General features: G+C 66.8%; 9 protein-coding genes. 7 read left to right on the forward strand and 2 right to left on the reverse strand.

All coding sequences use genetic code 11. From position 1 onward, the window contains the following. Window positions 1–411: 411 nt before the first annotated feature. From KVT37_RS28055 to KVT37_RS28085, 7 genes are read left to right on the forward strand one after another with little or no spacing between them, the layout of a single operon-like run. Entirely contained in the window at window positions 412–501 is a 90-nt protein-coding gene (locus tag KVT37_RS28055) for a K(+)-transporting ATPase subunit F (RefSeq protein WP_112096557.1), read from the forward strand. Between the two features lie 31 nt (window positions 502–532). Further along, the gene (kdpA, locus tag KVT37_RS28060; protein WP_217578262.1) at window positions 533–2,236 is read left to right on the forward strand and encodes a potassium-transporting ATPase subunit KdpA; all 1,704 of its coding nucleotides are present in this window, start codon (window positions 533–535) and stop codon (window positions 2,234–2,236) included. Between the two features lie 7 nt (window positions 2,237–2,243). Continuing rightward, complete coding sequence (locus KVT37_RS28065; RefSeq protein WP_217578263.1) at window positions 2,244–2,474, forward strand: hypothetical protein; 231 nt, start codon at window positions 2,244–2,246, stop codon at window positions 2,472–2,474. After that, window positions 2,471–4,564 carry a potassium-transporting ATPase subunit KdpB gene (gene kdpB / locus KVT37_RS28070; protein ID WP_217578264.1) on the forward strand — a complete coding sequence of 698 codons (2,094 nt, stop codon included), beginning with the start codon at window positions 2,471–2,473 and terminating at the stop codon, window positions 4,562–4,564. The genes KVT37_RS28065 and kdpB overlap by 4 nt, the downstream gene beginning before the upstream one ends. Before the next feature lie 11 nt (window positions 4,565–4,575). Then, the gene (kdpC, locus tag KVT37_RS28075; RefSeq protein WP_217578265.1) at window positions 4,576–5,139 is read left to right on the forward strand and encodes a potassium-transporting ATPase subunit KdpC; all 564 of its coding nucleotides are present in this window, start codon (window positions 4,576–4,578) and stop codon (window positions 5,137–5,139) included. A 56-nt stretch (window positions 5,140–5,195) separates the two neighbouring features. Continuing rightward, window positions 5,196–7,916 carry a sensor histidine kinase KdpD gene (locus tag KVT37_RS28080; RefSeq protein WP_217578266.1) on the forward strand — a complete coding sequence of 907 codons (2,721 nt, stop codon included), beginning with the start codon at window positions 5,196–5,198 and terminating at the stop codon, window positions 7,914–7,916. Continuing rightward, window positions 7,913–8,605 (forward strand): response regulator transcription factor, encoded by a 693-nt coding sequence (locus tag KVT37_RS28085; RefSeq protein WP_217578267.1) that lies wholly within the window; start codon window positions 7,913–7,915, stop codon window positions 8,603–8,605. The genes KVT37_RS28080 and KVT37_RS28085 overlap by 4 nt, the downstream gene beginning before the upstream one ends. Window positions 8,606–8,853: 248 nt before the next feature. Here the strand turns inward: KVT37_RS28085 and KVT37_RS28090 are convergent, their stop codons facing one another. Together KVT37_RS28090 and KVT37_RS28095 are read right to left on the reverse strand one after the other, a co-directional pair. Next, window positions 8,854–9,444, reverse strand: coding sequence for an invasion associated locus B family protein (locus tag KVT37_RS28090; RefSeq protein WP_217578268.1), 591 nt, complete (start codon window positions 9,442–9,444; stop codon window positions 8,854–8,856). Window positions 9,445–9,476: 32 nt separating this feature from the next. Continuing rightward, window positions 9,477–16,709, reverse strand: a complete 7,233-nt coding sequence (locus KVT37_RS28095) for an autotransporter outer membrane beta-barrel domain-containing protein (RefSeq protein ID WP_254634311.1) — start codon at window positions 16,707–16,709, stop codon at window positions 9,477–9,479. Window positions 16,710–16,729: the final 20 nt, after the last annotated feature.

The following is a 16,729-nucleotide window of genomic DNA, read 5'->3' on the forward strand; positions in this document are numbered from 1 at the left end:
CTGCGGATTTCCAAGAGGGGAATCCCGTCCGCTTTCATACGTCATTGCTTGCCACGCCTGACCCCAGCGAAGGCGGTTGAATTGGCCGACCAGGCGATCCCATCGGAGGGAGGCGCTTCCACCCAAAACCCCTATAAAATTCCTATATCTTTCCTGTCCGCCCCGTCTCGATCCTTTATGGCGGTCGGGTCCATATTTTACATCGAGCAGAAGCTTTGAGCGCCGTCGCCGGCAAGGTGACGCGCGCCTTTTGCGCTGATTTTGGGTCCGCGTCTTGTGGCCCGCAGATGGAATGAAAACAAGGAACGCACTCATGGACATAATTGTTCTCGGGATCGAAGTTTTATTCTTCGTCCTGTCCCTGGCCTACATCAAAGTCTGTGACAGAATCTGAGGCGGAAGGATCGGACCATGCTTCTCGATTATTTTCTTGGCGGCGCTGTGACCTTGTTCCTGCTCGTCTACCTGACCTACGCCCTCATCCGCCCAGAACGTTTCTGACCTCTGGCGCCTGGCACGGAAAGCTATTCCCATGACTCTCAACGGATGGATACAGATCCTTCTCTACTGCGTGATCGTCCTTTTGCTCGTGAAGCCGCTCGGCGGCTACATGTACCGCGTCTTCAATGGCGATCGCACCTTCCTCTCTCCGATCCTTAGCCCCGTCGAGCAGGCTCTCTACCGCATATCGGGAACCAGTGAGAACGAGGAGCAGCACTGGACCGCTTACGCGGCCGGCATCATCTTCTTCAGCCTGGCCAGCTTCCTCGCGGTCTATGTCCTGCAGCGTCTGCAGGGCGTTCTGCCCTACAATCCGGCGGGGATGCCGGCGGTAGAGCAAGGGCTTGCCTTCAACACCGCCGTCTCTTTCGTCACCAACACCAACTGGCAGAATTACGGCGGCGAGAGCACGATGTCCTATCTCGTGCAGATGGCCGGCCTGACCGTGCAGAACTTCATGTCCGCCGCGGTCGGCATCGCCATCGCGGTCGCGCTGATCCGCGGCTTCGCCCGGGCTTCCGGCAAGTCGATCGGCAATTTCTGGGTCGATATCACCCGCTGCACGCTCTACGTGCTCCTGCCGATCTGCATCGTGCTGACGCTCGCCTATGTCTGGCTCGGCATGCCGCAGACGCTTGGGCCATATGTCGACGCCACCACGCTCGAAGGCGCCAAGCAGACCATCGCGCTTGGGCCCGTCGCTTCGCAGGTCGCGATCAAGATGCTAGGCACCAATGGCGGCGGCTTCTTCAACGCCAATGCCGCGCATCCGTTCGAGAATCCCAACGCCATCTCCAACCTGATCCAGATGGTGACGATCTTCGCGCTCGGCGCCGCGCTCACCAACGTCTTCGGCCGCATGGTCGGCAACCAGCGCCAAGGCTGGGCGATCCTCGCCTCGATGGGCGTGCTGTTCGTCGCCGGCGTCGCCATCTGCTATTGGGCCGAGGCCGCGGGCAACCCGCTGGTGCATGCGCTGGGCATCGACGGCGGCAATATGGAAGGCAAGGAGAGCCGCTTCGGGATCGCCGCCTCGGCGCTGTTCGCGGTCATCACCACGGCCGCCTCCTGCGGCGCCGTCAACGCCATGCATGACAGCCTCACAGCACTTGGCGGCCTGATCCCGCTGATCAACATGCAGCTTGGCGAAGTCATCGTCGGCGGCGTCGGCGCCGGCTTCTACGGCATCGTAATGTTCATCGTCGTCGCCGTCTTCGTCGCCGGCCTGATGGTCGGCCGCACGCCGGAATATCTCGGCAAGAAGATCGAGGCCAAGGAAGTCAAGATGGCGATGCTCGCCATCCTCGCTTTGCCCTTGGTCATGCTGACCTTCACAGCCATCGCGGTTGTGCTGCCGAGCGCCGTGGCCTCGATGGCCAATGGCGGTCCGCACGGCTTCTCCGAGGTGCTCTATGCTTACACCTCGGCGGCCGCGAACAACGGCTCGGCCTTCGGCGGCCTTTCCGGCAACACGCCCTGGTACAACCTGACGCTTGGCATCACCATGTGGGTGGGTCGCTTCTTCGTCATAATTCCGGCTTTGGCCATCGCCGGCTCGCTGGCGGCGAAGAAGACGGTTCCGGCCTCCGCCGGCACGTTCCCGACCGACGGTCCCCTGTTCGTCGGACTGCTGGTCGGCGTCATCCTGATCGTCGTCGGCCTCACCTTCTTCCCGGCCCTGGCGATCGGCCCGGTCGTCGAACACCTGGCGATGGTCCATGGCCAGACCTTCTGAGATGATCATGCCCCGCCTCAACGACATTTATCGGAACGATCCTCACCAGCCCGGTGACGGAGCCCCCGACAACGGAAAGGACGAGAAGCCTCGTCCTTTCCCGACCCTCTCAACCTTCCTCGGCATGGCAGCCGTGCTGCTCGTGCTGTGGCTGCTGGCCACCGGCCTTCCACATTTATTTCCGAAGACCGAACACCCGGCGCCGTCCAACATCACCGATACTGGAGTCTCGAAATGAGCTCGTCCAAATCCGCTGTTATCATGGATGCCCGCATCCTGGTGCCCGCCATCGGCGGCGCCTTCCGCAAACTCGATCCGCGCACGCTGGTCAAGAACCCGGTGATGTTCGTCGTCGCCGTCGTCTCGCTGCTCACCACCGTGCTTTTCATTCGCGACCTGATCACCGGCGGCGGCGATCTCGGCTTCACCCTGCAGATCATCATCTGGCTGTGGTTCACGGTGCTGTTCGCCAATTTCGCCGAAGCGGTCGCCGAAGGCCGTGGCAAGGCGCAGGCCGACTCGCTGCGCAAGGCGCGCACCGAAACCCAGGCCAAGCTGCTCAACGGCGAGGACCGCACCAAGTTCAAGCTCGTGCCCGGCACCAGCCTGAAGGTCGGCGACATCGTGCTCGTCGAAGCCGGCGACATCATCCCGTCGGACGGCGAGGTGGTCGAAGGCGTGGCCTCGGTCAACGAGGCGGCGATCACCGGCGAGTCCGCGCCGGTCATCCGCGAATCCGGCGGCGACCGCTCCGCCGTCACCGGCGGCACGCAGGTGCTGTCCGACTGGATCCGCGTGCGCATTTCCGCCGCGTCCGGCCACACCTTCCTCGACCGCATGATCTCGCTGGTCGAAGGCGCGGAACGCCAGAAGACCCCGAACGAGATCGCGCTCAACATCCTGCTCGTCGGCATGACGCTGATCTTCGTGCTGGCGACCGCGACCATCCCGAGCTTCGCCGCCTATTCGGGCGGCTACATCTCGGTGACGATCCTCGTCGCGCTCTTCGTGACGCTGATCCCGACCACGATCGGCGCGCTGCTGTCGGCCATCGGCATCGCCGGCATGGACCGCCTGGTGCGCTTCAACGTGCTTGCCATGTCCGGCCGCGCCGTCGAGGCCGCCGGCGACGTCGATACGCTGCTCCTCGACAAGACCGGCACGATCACTCTCGGCAACCGCCAGGCGACCGAGTTCCGCCCGGTCAAGGGCGTTACCGAGCAGGAGCTGGCCGATGCGGCGCAGCTCGCCTCGCTCGCCGACGAAACGCCGGAAGGCCGCTCGATCGTCGTGCTGGCCAAGGAGAAATACGCCATCCGTGCCCGTGACATGGGAGCCTTGCATCCGACCTTCGTGCCTTTCACCGCGCAGACCCGCATGAGCGGCGTCGATGTCGACGGCTCCTCGGTGCGCAAGGGCGCGGTCGACGCGGTGCTGGCCCATGTCAACCAGGCGACTTTAGCGGCCCACGGCACGCGGCCGACGAGCGACACGATCCGCGATCTGCAGGCCATCGCCGACGAGATCGCCAAGGCCGGCGGCACGCCGCTCGCCGTCGAGCGCGACGGCCGTCTGCTCGGCATCGTCCACCTCAAGGACATCGTCAAGGGCGGCATAGCCGAGCGTTTCGCCGAGCTGCGCAAGATGGGCATCCGCACGGTGATGATCACCGGCGACAACCCGCTGACCGCGGCGGCGATCGCGGCGGAAGCCGGCGTCGACGACTTCCTCGCCCAGGCGACGCCCGAGAACAAGCTGTCGCTGATCCGTGAGGAGCAGGCCAAGGGCAAGCTGGTCGCCATGTGCGGCGACGGCACCAATGACGCGCCCGCACTTGCCCAGGCCGATGTCGGCGTCGCCATGAACACCGGCACGGTCGCCGCGCGCGAAGCCGGCAACATGGTCGACCTCGACTCCGACCCGACCAAGCTGATCGAGATCGTCGAGATCGGCAAGGCGCTTTTGATGACGCGCGGCTCGCTGACGACCTTCTCGATCGCCAACGACGTCGCCAAGTACTTCGCCATCATCCCGGCGATGTTCGCAGTCTTCTATGTCGCGCCCGGGCAGAAAAACGGACCGCTCGAAGCGCTCAACATCATGCATCTGGCAACGCCGCAGAGCGCCATCCTGTCGGCCATCATCTTCAACGCGCTGATCATCATCGCGCTGATCCCGCTGTCGCTGAAAGGCGTCAAATACCGCGCCATCGGCGCCGGCGCCCTGCTCAGCCGCAATCTTCTCATCTACGGCCTCGGCGGCATCATCGTGCCGTTCGTCGGCATCAAAGCGATCGATCTGATCGTCACCGCCCTCGGCCTCGCATAAGGATAACTCCGATGCTCAAGCAACTCAGACCCGCTTTGGTCATGATCGTCTTCTTCACGGTGCTGACCGGCCTGATCTATCCGATCGGCATGACCGGCATCGCCCAGGCGCTGTTCCCGAGCCAGGCCAATGGCAGCCTGATCACCAGGGACGGCAAGGTCATCGGCTCCGAGCTGATCGGCCAGGCCTTTGCCAATGACCGTTACTTCCATGGCCGGCCGTCGGCTGCCGGCAACGGTTACGATGCCAGCTCCTCCGGCGGCTCCAATCTCGGCCCGACCAATCCGAAGCTCATCGAGCGCATCAAGGGCGATGCCGAGAAGCTGAAGGCGGAGAACCCGAACGCGCCGGTGCCGATGGGCCTGGTGACCACGTCCGGCAGCGGCCTCGACCCCGACGTCAGCCCCGAGGACGCCTATTTCCAGGTGCCGCGGGTGGCCAAGGCCCGCAACATCGACGAAGCCAAGGTGAAGTCGCTGGTCGACAGCCATGTCGAGGGCCGCGAGCTCGGCGTCCTTGGCGAGCCGGTGGTCAATGTGCTGGCGCTCAACCTCGCCCTCGATGACCTGAAATAATCCCAACCGCGCGCCGGGGATCGACACGACCCCCGGCGCAATTATGATTGGACGTGATGCCCGACGACCGAAGCAACGATTCCAGGCCCTCCCCCGACGCGCTGCTCGAGCATGCCGAGCGGGAAGGCCGTGGTCGTCTGCGCATATTTCTCGGCGCCGCACCCGGCGTCGGCAAGACCTACGAGATGCTGATGGCGGGCCGCGCCCGCCGCGCCGACGGCATCGATGTCGTGATCGGCATTGTCGAGACGCACGGCCGCAAGGAAACCCAGGCCCTCGTCGACGGCTATGAGGTGATCCCGCGCCGCCTGGTCGACTACCGCGGCCAGACCCTGGACGAGATGGACATCGACGCCATCCTGAAACGGCGCCCCGCCCTGGTCCTGGTCGATGAGCTCGCCCACACCAATGCGCCCGGCAGCCGGCATCCCAAACGCTATCTCGACGTGCAGGAGATCCTTGCGCAAGGCATCGACGTCTACACCACGCTCAACATTCAGCATGTCGAGAGCCTGAACGACGTCGTCGCCCAGATCACGCGCGTCAGGGTGCGCGAGACGGTTCCCGATTCCGTCATCGACCAGGCCGACGACATCGAGGTTATCGACCTCACCCCCGACGACCTGATCAAACGCCTGCAGGACGGCAAGGTCTATTTCCCCAACACCGCGCAGCGCGCCGTCGAGAATTATTTTTCCCCGGGCAATCTGACGGCGCTGCGCGAGCTGGCGCTGCGCCGCACTGCCCAGCGCGTCGACGAGCAGCTGCTCAACCACATGCAGTCGCACGCCATTCCCGGTCCCTGGGCGGCCGGCGAGCGGGTTCTCGTCTGCGTCGACTCGCAGCCCGGCGGAGCGGCCCGCATCCGCTATGCGCGCCGGCTCGCCGACCGGCTGCGCGCGCCCTGGACGGCGCTGCATGTCGATACCCCGCGCCTGGCCGGCCTGTCCGAGGAGGACAAGGACCGCCTGGCCAGGAATCTGCGCCTTGCCGAGCAACTCGGCGCCGAGATCACCACCATTCCCGGCCAGAACGTCGCCCAGGATATCGTGCGCCATGCGACGACGAACAATTTTACCCACATCGTCATCGGCAGGCCGACCCGTTCGCGCTGGCGCGAGCTGATCGAGGGCTCGCTCACCTATGATCTGATCCGCAATGCCGGCGACATCAGCGTCCACGTCATTTCCGGCGCCGAGCGCGATGCCGACACGCCGCCGGTACGCGTTAAGGCCGCGCCCGAGCAGAAAACTTTCCAGATCTGGCCCTATCTGTTCTCGACGGCCTATGTCGCCGGCGCGCTGGCCGTCAGCGCGGTTCTCGATCAGTTCCTCGACGTGCGCAATCTCGCGATCGTGCTTCTGCTGTCCGTGCTGACGTCGGCCGTGACCTGCGGACTCTGGCCGGCGCTCTACGCCTGTTTCATCAGCGCCCTCGGCTTCAACTACTTCTTCCTCGAGCCGCGCTACACGCTGACGATCCGGGACCCGGAAAGCATCGTTGCCTTCATGGTCTTCCTCGTCGTCGCCGTGATCGCCAGCAATCTCACCGCTCGTGTCCAGCGACAGGCGGTCGCCGCGCGCTCGCGGGCGCGCGCCACGGAGGACATCTATTCCTTCTCCAAGAAGCTCGCCGGCGCCGGCACGCTCGACGACGTGCTGTGGGCCACCGCCTTCCAGATCGCCTCTATGCTGAAAGTCCGCGTCGTGCTGCTTCTGCCGGAAAGCGGCACCATCACCGTCAAGGCCGGCTATCCGCCGGACGATACCTTGGCCGAGGCCGATATCGCGGCCGCGCGCTGGGCCTGGGAGCACAACCGCGCCGCCGGCCGCGGCGCCGACACCTTGCCCGGCGCAAAACGCCTCTATCTGCCCCTGCGCACCGGGCGGACCGCGATCGGCGTGGTCGGCCTCGACAATGACAAGCAGGGACCGCTATTGACGCCCGAGCAGCAGCGCCTGCTCGATGCTTTGGCCGACCAGGCGGCGGTCGCCATCGAGCGCGTCCAGCTCGTCGCCGATGTCGACCGCGCCAGGCTGGCGGCAGAAGCCGACCGGCTGCGCTCGGCGCTGCTCACCTCGATCTCGCATGATTTGAAGACGCCGCTTGCCGCGATCATGGGCGCGGCCGGCACGCTGAAGGAATTCGCGCCGGCGCTGCCAGAGAAGGATCGCGCCGAGCTTCTGTCGACGGTGGTCAGCGAGTCGGAACGGCTGAACCGCTTCATCACCAACCTGCTCGACATGACCAGGATCGAGTCCGGCGCGATGGAGCCGAACTACGCGCTGCATTATGTCGGCGATGTCGTCGGCTCGGCGCTGAACCGGGCGCAAAAGATCACCGCCGAGCACACAATAGAGACCGACATTCCGGCTGACCTGCCGATGCTGCGGCTCGATCCGGTGCTGTTCGAGCAGGCGCTGTTCAACCTTCTCGACAATGCCGCCAAATACGCTTCACCCGGCTCGGCCATTCGGCTGCAGGCCTGGGTCGACAACGGCGCCGTCATCCTGCAGGTGATGGATGAGGGACCGGGCATTCCGCCGGACGACCTGGAACGGATATTCGATACCTTCTACCGCGTACGCAAGCGCGACCAGGTGCGCGCCGGCACCGGCCTCGGCCTGTCGATCAGCCGCGGCTTCGTCGAGGCGATGGGCGGCACGATCGCGGCGGCCAACCGCACCGACCGGGCGGGCGCGATCTTCACCATCGGCATGCCGGTGCCGGCTGACTTGCTTGCGCTGGGGGCACCGCTTACGGACGATGCGGCATGACCAATCAGATCGTCTCCATCCTGGTCGTCGACGACGAACCGCCGATCCGCAAATTGCTGCGTGTCGGCCTCGGCAGCCAGGGCTACACCATTTCCGAGGCGCCGAACGCCAAGGTGGCGATCGAACTCATGCAGACCGAGCGGCCCGACCTGATCCTGCTCGATCTCGGCCTGCCCGGCATGACCGGCCTCGAGCTACTCGGCAAGTGGCGCGGCGACGGCCTCGACATCCCGGTCGTCATCCTGTCGAGCCGCACCGACGAGGCCGGCATCGTTGCGGCACTCGAGCTCGGCGCCGACGACTACGTGACCAAACCCTTCGGCATGAACGAGCTGGTCGCCCGCATCCGCGTGGCGCTGCGCCACAAATTCCAGCAACAGGGCGAGAAGCCGGTGTTCCACACCGGCGATCTTTCGGTCGACCTGGTGAAGCGCATCGTCAAGGTCGAGGGCAAGGAAGTAAAACTCTCGCCCAAGGAATACGACATCCTGCGCATGCTCGTGCAATACGCCGGCAAGGTGCTGACCCATCAGTTCCTGATGAAGCAGATCTGGAACGACTCGACCGACGTCCAGTATCTCAGGGTTTATGTCCGGCAGTTGCGGCAGAAGATCGAAAAGACGCCGGACCAGCCACGCTATATCATCACCGAGACGGGTGTCGGATACCGTTTGCGCGAGGTGGAGTAGCTGAGGCAAGCCGCTGTGGTTGGCCGAAACATCTCAAGGTCGTCATCCCAGAGCGAAGCAGGAGCGGAGCTCCGTCGCGGAGACCCTGGGATCCATTCCGTGACCTTTGCCGTGGCGTGCAGCGGAGCAGACTTCTGCACCGTCGCAACGCTTCGAAGTCACGGCATGGATCCTCGGGTCTGCGCCGCGTCGCTTCGCTCCTTGCTTCGCCCGTGGATGACGAAGCGAGAGGCCCGGTCTACAGCGAACTAATTCGCCGACAAATCCGCCGTCCGCGCGAGCGCGCTGCCAAAACCGTTGAGCGAGATGGTGAAGGAGATCGGCTGCGTGGTGTCGGCCGCGATGGCGTTGATCTTCAGCGTGGTGGCGTTCTGCAGGAGCGGCGTGGTATCGGCATCGAACGTCACCGGCACCAGGCAGCCTACCGCCTGGCACGTGTTGAACTGCAGCGTGCCGTCCAGCTTCTTGTCGTCGATCTCGAGCGAGATGCCGTTGGCCAAGGCAAGCCCGAAGGGCAGCGCCAGCGTGCCGGCGGCGTCCTGCCCGGTCTTGGTCGTCAATTCGATCGCCAGCAGCCGCTGGCCGCTCTGCTTGTTGAACTGCTGATGCGACAGGCTGCAGATCTTGTTGGTGCCGGTGATCTGGCAGTTCACCGTCCAGTCGCCATGCGTTTCCGACAGCGCCGAGGCGCCGCCCGGCAGTTGCGGCTTGGCCGCCGCGTCGGCGGCAGGCGCAGCCACCTTGTCGCCCTTATTCTGCGCCGCAACTCCCGCCGCGGGCAAACCGGCGATGCAGGCGGCTGCCAGCATCGCCGCGAAATACGCATACTTCGTGTTCATGATATCCCTTCTTGGCCGGCGCCCCGCGTCAGCTAGAAGCTGACCTTCAGAGACGCACTGACCGCGTTCTGCTTGACCGTTTGCCCGAAGGCGCCGTTGTACCTGACCGCCAGACCGACGCCGTTGACACCATTGAGCTCCAGCCCGGCGCCGACGCGATAGAGCGGCGAATCGATGGCTTCCGTCAAGTGCAATGCTGGGTTGCCAGGCAGATTCTCGGCGGCGGCGAAGCGCCCTTCGATCTCCCACTGCTTGGTGGAGAACTCGACGCCGGCCTTTCCGTAGATGCGGAAACTGGCGATGTCGCTGACCGGAATGTCGGCGCCGACCTCGAGCGCAGGCGTCGCGGCATAGAACATGCTGCCGCTGCCGTCGAAATTGAAGGCCGCGACCGAGCCCTCCTCCTTGCCGGAGACGTCGAGCCAGCGGGCATCGAACTGGATCGTCGGCTGCAGATAGAAAGCGCCCATCTGATGGGTCATGCCGACCCGCGCCGAACCGCCGAACTGGGACGTATCCTGCTTGTAGGTGACGCTGTTGCCGATGCCGTCGAGCAGTTCCTCGGGCAGATAGACACCGTCCAGCGTCTCGCCGGGAATGAAGGCGACCGGATCGATATGGGTGTCGCGCTCCCCCTTGAAGGAACCGGTGCCGCCGCCGAGCGCGAAGTCGACGAAGTAGTTGTTGCTCTCGTATTTCGCCAGCGCATAGGCCTGCCAGGATTCGCCATGCGTGTCCGACAGCTGGTCGCCGTTATTGGCGATCTTGGAATCGTACTCGGTGCGGCCGAAGGTGACGCCGAGCGACCAATTCTTGCCTACGTCGCCGAGGGCGCCGAATGACAGTGTCTTCAACGTGTCGTCGCGGCTGGTGGTGCCGGCGCCCGTGTCCCTCGAGTATTCGGCCTGCGGGCTGATCGTGCCCCAGATGCAGCGGCCGTCGGCATTCTTGTAGGCCGGGACGCCGGTGCATTCATGCGCCTGGTCGAGCATGATGTCGGTGGAACGGTTGATCATGTCGAAGGTGTGCACGGCATAATGCGGGGTCAGTCTGGTCAGCGCGGCGCCCAGCTCCGCCTCGGTCTGCGAGAAGCGCAGCATGTTGATCAGCCGCGCCATCGGATTGTCCGGGCTGGAGGCCGCCTCGACGTCGTCGAGATACTGCGCCATCTGGAACACGCCTGGATCGGTCGTGCCGGAGCCCGGATCCTGCGCCAGTTCAAGGAAGGTCGGATTGTCGGCGTAGAGCACCAGGTCGGTGCCGTTGTCGACACGTGTCAGGAAGTTGAAGCCGACCGCCGGATGTAGCGTCTGCGCCGTGATGCCGGAATCCGTCATCGCCGAGCCCGTCGCCAGCGCATATTGCGTGAACAATTTGTCGATCGACAGGAAGTTGAGCGGCGCCGTGCCGGCGAAGTCGCCGGCCTCGGTCAGCACGAGCTTGTCGGTCGTCTGGCTGTTGAGATCGACATCGGTGACGAAGGAGCCGGTAGCGTCCTGGGTCCAGCCGCCGGTGACGTCGACCGCCGCCACCACCCCGATGCCCTGATTGGTCATCAGGCCCTGGTTCTTGAACATCCCGCCGGCGCCGAGATTGATCGACTTCAGACCGACAAACGAAGAATCGGCGAAATTGTCGAATTCGTTGAGGCCGCCGCCGAGATCGACATTGCCGATCACGCGGCCAAGGCCGACGATGCTCTTCTGGTTCTTGAACGTATCGTTGCCCGAGGTGCCGGTGACCGCGAGCGGGCTGAACTGGCCGAGCAGGGATTCGAGAATCGCGTCGTCCGGCACGACCGGACCCGGCGCCAGCAGCGAGGCGCTGAAGGCCGCCAGTTTCGACTGCATGATCGAAAAGGTCGGCGTCGCGCCCATCGCGTAGAGCAGGCTGTTGTTGTTGACGGTGTTGTCCTGCCCGCCGACCAGCATCACGGCGACACCGGTGTTGGAGCCGCCGATCGTATACCGGCCCTGCAGGTCCATGGTGATATTGCCCTTGGTGCCCTGCGCCGTGCTCTCGCCATAGGCCGCCACGGAATCGGCGCCCTGCGCGAAGAGATTTCCGCCCGCCGTCAGGTGGACGAGGTTCGAATTGCCCTGGCCGGTCGCGCTCTGGCCGAACATCGCATAAGAGCTCGCGCCCTTCACCCAGACCTGACTGTCGGTGCTGGCCGTCGCTGCCGCCGCATCGCCGATGCCGCCCTGCGAGCCGGCCGCCGACTGGTTCATGTCGAGCGAGGAATTGCCGCCGGCGCCGCCACCGCCGCCGACCGCCTGGGCGACGATGCCGTGCGAACGGTCGCCGTCGGTCTCGATCGCGCCCGACTGAATGATGGTGACCGTCCCGCCGGTGCCCTTGGTACCGCCCGGCGTGTTGAAGCCGATGGCATTCGGCCCGCCGCCGTCGTCATCGGCGCCGAAGCGGCCGAAGCCCGCGCCGCCGAAGCCGCCGCCGCCGCCGACCGACTGCGCGATGATGGCGATGGAATCGACGCCATGCGTGATGATCTCGCCGGTGCGCGTCACCGTCACGTCGCCGCCGTCGCCGCCATTGCCGCCGAGGCCGCCGATGGCCAGCGCATTGGAGGCCTTGCCGCTGGCGTCGCCGCCATAACCGCCGCCGCCGCCGATCGATTGCGCCACCACGCCGTGGGCGCGCGCGCCGAACGTCTCGATCAGGCCGGACACGGTGACCTCGACCTTGCCGCCATTGCCGCCACTGCCGCCGAAGCCGCCGATCTGCAACGCCACCGAGTTGTCGCCCGCCGTGTCGGCCGTCACGGTTCCGCCGTAACCGCCGCCGCCGCCGATCGACTGGGCGAAGATGCCGATCGCGCCATCTTTGTTGGTGGTGATCACGCCGTCATTGTTGACGATGACATGACCGCCATTGGCGCCGGTGCCCGCGGGCAGGGAAATGGCGCCGCCGATGCTCATGTCGGCCGGCGGGGGGCTGGCCGCCGCGCCCGGGGCGCCGCCCCCCCCCCCCACCGACTGCGCGAAGATGCCATGCGACAGATAACCGTGGGTCGTGATCTCGCCGTGGTTGTCGACGGTGACGTCGCCGCCGCGGCTGCCTGAGCCGCCGATGCCGCCGATCGACAGGTTGACCGCCACGTCCTCGGCTTTGCCGGTCTCGGTCGAGCCGCTGCCGGCCGCGCCGCCGCCGCCGCCGATCGACTGGGCGAAGATGCCGTAGGAATTGTCGCCATTGGTGACGATGACGCCGCTCTGGTTGTTGGTCACATGGACGAATTTGCCGATGCCGCCATCGCCGCCGAGGCCGCCGAGCGAGGCCGAAATCGAGACCTTGGCGTCGGCCGACGTCGAGGCGGCCGCGCCGCCGACGCCGCCGCTGCCGCCGATCGACTGCGCCATGATGCCGTGCGAGTTGGCCATGTCGGTTTCGATGATGCCGCTGTTGGTGACGTGCACCTCGCCGCCGTCGCCGCCGCCGGCGCCCAGCCCGCCCATCGAGAACTTGACGTCGACCGTGCCGCCGTCGCTGCCGGTGCTTTTTCCCGCGCCGCCGGAACCGCCGCCGCCGCCGATCGACTGCGCGAAGATGCCGATCGAGTTCTCCCGCTTGGTCCAGATGACGCCATTTGCGTTGTTGGTGACTTCGACCAGGGCGCCGTTGCCGGCGCTGCCGCCCGCTCCGGCGATACCGCCGCCGATCGCGTATTCCGCCGTGGCGCCGGCCGAAGCCGAGCCGCCGACACCGCCGCCGCCGCCGATGGAGCTGGCGCTGATGCCGAAGGAGAAAGCGCCGTCGGTGATGATCCAGTTGTCGTTGGTGACGGAGACTTCGCCGCCATTGCCGGCCGTGCCGCCCGGAAGCGCTAGAGCCACGCCGATCGAAACGGTCGTCGAGCCATTGTCGTTCTTGCCTTCGTCGCTGCTGCCGCCACCGCTACCACCGACATCCTCGTCGGAAGCGGACGCCGCGCCGGCAGCGCCGCCGCCGCCGCCGACCGACATGGCGATGATGCCGGACGAGCCGAAGCCCGATGTCTTGATGATGCCGGTGTTGTTGACCGTGACCTTCATGGCGTTCGCCGCGCCGCCGCCCGAACCGCCAAGGCCCATATTGACGCTGACGCTGGTCTGGCTGGTGCCGCCGATGTTGTAGGACTTCGCCGTGCTGGAGCCGCCTATGCCGCCGCCGCCGCCGATCGATTGCGCCATGATGCCGGACGAGAAGGCGCCCGTCGTGGTCAAATTACCTGAGTTGATGACGTCGACCGTGTTGCCGTAGCCGCCTTGGCCGCCGCTGCCGCCCATGGCGAAATTCGCCGCGATGTTGACGCCGTCGCCGCCGCCGACATTGGCCGAGCCGCCGGTGCTGGTGCCGCCATTGCCGCCGCCGCCGCCGATCGACTGCGCAACGATCGCGCTGGAGGCATCGCCGTCCGTGGAGACGGTCATCGCATTGTTGACGTGGACATCGCCCGCGTTGTTGCACTTGGTCGGGTCGTTGCCGATGCACCCGCCGCCCTTGCCGCCGATGGTGACCGAAGCGCTGATCGTCACGCTGTTGCCGTAGCCGCCCGCGCCGCCGAACGTGTCGCCGCCATTGCCGCCGCCGCCGCCGATCGACTGCGCCAGGATGCCGACCGCCTGGAAGCCGTGGGTGACGATCTGCCCGCCGCCGACCAGGCCGGACTCCACCGTGACCTTGTTGCCCTGGCCGCCATTGCCGCCGCTGCCGCCGACGGCGACGCCGAGATTGATGGCGACCTCGTCGCTGACCGCGCCGGCGATCGAGGTGGCGCGGCCGCCATTGCCGCCGCCGCCGCCGATCGATTGCGCCACGATGCCGCCCGAGCCGGCATTGTCGGTGTCTGAAACGATGTTGCCGTTGGCCTTGAGGAAGACCTCGCCGCCCGAACCGCCGTCGCCGCCGCTGCCGCCGACGCTCACCGCCACGGCCGCGGACGCGTAAAGCCCGGCGCTGAACGCGCCGGCGACGGCCTTGCCGCCATTGCCGCCGCCGCCGCCGATGGCCTGCGCGATAATGCCCTTGGCGCCCATGCCGCTGACGGTGATGTCGCCGGTGTGGTCGACCGTGACCTTCATCGCGTCGCGGCCCGCGCCGCCGTCGCCGCCGACGGCGACGCCGACGCCGACAAAGGCGCCGACCGAGACCGCGCCGGCATTGCCGCCATTGCCGCCGCCGCCGCCGACCGATTGCGCCATGATGCCGTGGGCGAGGTCGCCCTTGGTCGTGATGTTGGCGGTGTTGGTGACAGCGACCTCGCCGCCATTGCCGCCGCCGCCGCCCTTGCCGCCGACGCCGACAGCGGTGAACAGTCCGCCGGCGCCCGCCAGGCCGCCATCGCCGCCGCCGCCGCCGATGGCCTGGGCCAGGATGCCGACCGACAGGTCCCCATTGGTCTTGATCACGCCCGAATTGGTCACCGTGACCTTCATGGCGCTGCCGCCGTCCGAGGCCGCGCCGCCGACCGCGAGCGAAGGCCCGCCGACGGCGATCGAGAAGCCGCCCGAGCCGCCGCCGCCGCCGATCGACTGCGCCTGGATGCCGTGCGACTGGATGCCGTCCGTGGTGATGTCGGCGCCGTTGGTGACGTCGACCGTATTGCCGGAGCCGCCGCCGGCGCCCTTGCCGGCAATGCTGATGTTGAGCGCGAAGCTGCCGGCGACGCTGCCGCCGCCGGTGCCGCCGCCGCCGCCCACCGATTGCGCAAGGATGCCGGTCGAGCGATCCTTCATCGTATGGATGGTGCCGTCGTCAATGGTCACGGTGACGGCTTTTGAGCCGCCCGCGGCTCCGGCCTGGCCGCCGACGCCGACCGCCGCCCCGGCCGAAAGGTTGAACGAGAAGCCGCCATTGCCGCCGCCGCCGCCGATCGACTGCACGATGAGGCCCGCCGAATCGGCTCCATGCGTGGTGATGTTGGTGAGCGAGGACCTGTACGTCGCCGTGTCGGCGCCGCCGCCGCCCGCGCCGTTTCCGCCGATGCCGACGGTCAGCCCGAGGCCGACGCCGATGACGCCGCCGCCATTGCCGCCGCCGCCGCCGATCGACTGCACGATGATGCCCGCCGAGCGCTGCTCGAATGTCTCGACCGATCCGTTGTAGGTGGCATCGACCGCCAGGCCGGCACCGGCGGCGCCGGCACCACCGCCGATACCGAGATTGGCGATGGCGCCGAACGTTCCGACAAATCCGCCATTGCCGCCGCCGCCGCCGACCGACTGCACGATCAGCCCGACCGAGTCGGTCTGATGGGTGATGATGGACTGCTGGGCGCCGTCGGCGGTGCGGAAGAAGACCTGGCCGCCGTCACCGCCCTTGCTGCCCTTGCCGCCGACGCCGACGCTCACGCCCAGGCTGCCGGCGACGACGAACCCGCCATTGCCGCCGCCGCCGCCGAGCGACTGGGCAATGATGCCGGCCGAACGCACCCCAAAGGTTTCCACGGTCCCGCCGGTCGTCATATCGACCTTCTTGCCGATGCCGCCGGCAGCGCCACTGCCGCCGACGCCAACCGCGACGGTGCCGGCGCCGCTCAGCGCGAAACCGCCATTGCCGCCGCCGCCGCCGACCGACTGCACGAGGATGCCTGTCGAATCGCTGCCATTGGTCGTGACCTTGGCATTGGCGATGTTGTAGGTGACCTCGTCGCCGTCACCGGCCGCGCTGCCGCTGCCGCCGACCGAAACCGAGACGATGCCGCCGATCGCCAGGCTGCCGCCGCCATTGCCGCCGCCGCCGCCAACCGACTGCGCCAGAATGCCGATCGCGGAACTGCCATGCGTGCTGACCGTGGCGCCGGCCCCGGCCTGGTTTACGTTGACGATGCCGCCATTGCCGCCGGTACCGCCGCCGCCGCCGATGGCGACCGAGGCTATCGGACCGGCCGACAGGGCGAAGCCGCCATTGCCGCCGCCGCCGCCGACGGACTGCGCGAGCACGCCATGCGCGCCGTCGCCGCTGCCGTCGTTGCCGGTGATGATGATACCACCGACATTGGCATCGACCTCACCCCCCTTGCCGCCGCCGCCGCCGCTGCCGCCGATCGAAACGATGCCGGCCGCGCCGCCGCCGTCACCGCCGCCGCCGCCCACGGATTCGACCAGCATGCCGATCGCCGCGATACCGTTCGTGGTGATGTTGCCGGTGTTTGTTCCCGTGGCCTTGCCACCGTCATTGCCGGCGGCGCCCGAACCGCCGCCGCCGAACAATCCGCACGCGCCGCCGCCGTCGCCGCCACCGCCGCCCCCCCACTGGAGGCCCATGCCGCCGGCCTAGGGGCCCC

The sequence above is a fragment of the Mesorhizobium sp. GbtcB19 genome (assembly GCF_019091085.1).
Classification (GTDB): domain Bacteria; phylum Pseudomonadota; class Alphaproteobacteria; order Rhizobiales; family Rhizobiaceae; genus Mesorhizobium.

Excerpts from the sequence above, each read along its gene's own strand:
- KVT37_RS28055 (WP_112096557.1), top strand. The coding sequence starts at position 412 with ATGCTTCTCGATTATTTTCTTGGCGGCGCTGTGACCTTGTTCCTGCTC.
- kdpA (WP_217578262.1), top strand. The coding sequence starts at position 533 with ATGACTCTCAACGGATGGATACAGATCCTTCTCTACTGCGTGATCGTC.
- KVT37_RS28065 (WP_217578263.1), top strand. The coding sequence starts at position 2,244 with ATGCCCCGCCTCAACGACATTTATCGGAACGATCCTCACCAGCCCGGT.
- kdpB (WP_217578264.1), top strand. The coding sequence starts at position 2,471 with ATGAGCTCGTCCAAATCCGCTGTTATCATGGATGCCCGCATCCTGGTG.
- kdpC (WP_217578265.1), top strand. The coding sequence starts at position 4,576 with ATGCTCAAGCAACTCAGACCCGCTTTGGTCATGATCGTCTTCTTCACG.
- KVT37_RS28080 (WP_217578266.1), top strand. The coding sequence starts at position 5,196 with ATGCCCGACGACCGAAGCAACGATTCCAGGCCCTCCCCCGACGCGCTG.
- KVT37_RS28085 (WP_217578267.1), top strand. The coding sequence starts at position 7,913 with ATGACCAATCAGATCGTCTCCATCCTGGTCGTCGACGACGAACCGCCG.
- KVT37_RS28090 (WP_217578268.1), bottom strand. The coding sequence starts at position 9,444 with ATGAACACGAAGTATGCGTATTTCGCGGCGATGCTGGCAGCCGCCTGC.
- KVT37_RS28095 (WP_254634311.1), bottom strand. The coding sequence starts at position 16,709 with ATGGGCCTCCAGTGGGGGGGCGGCGGTGGCGGCGACGGCGGCGGCGCG.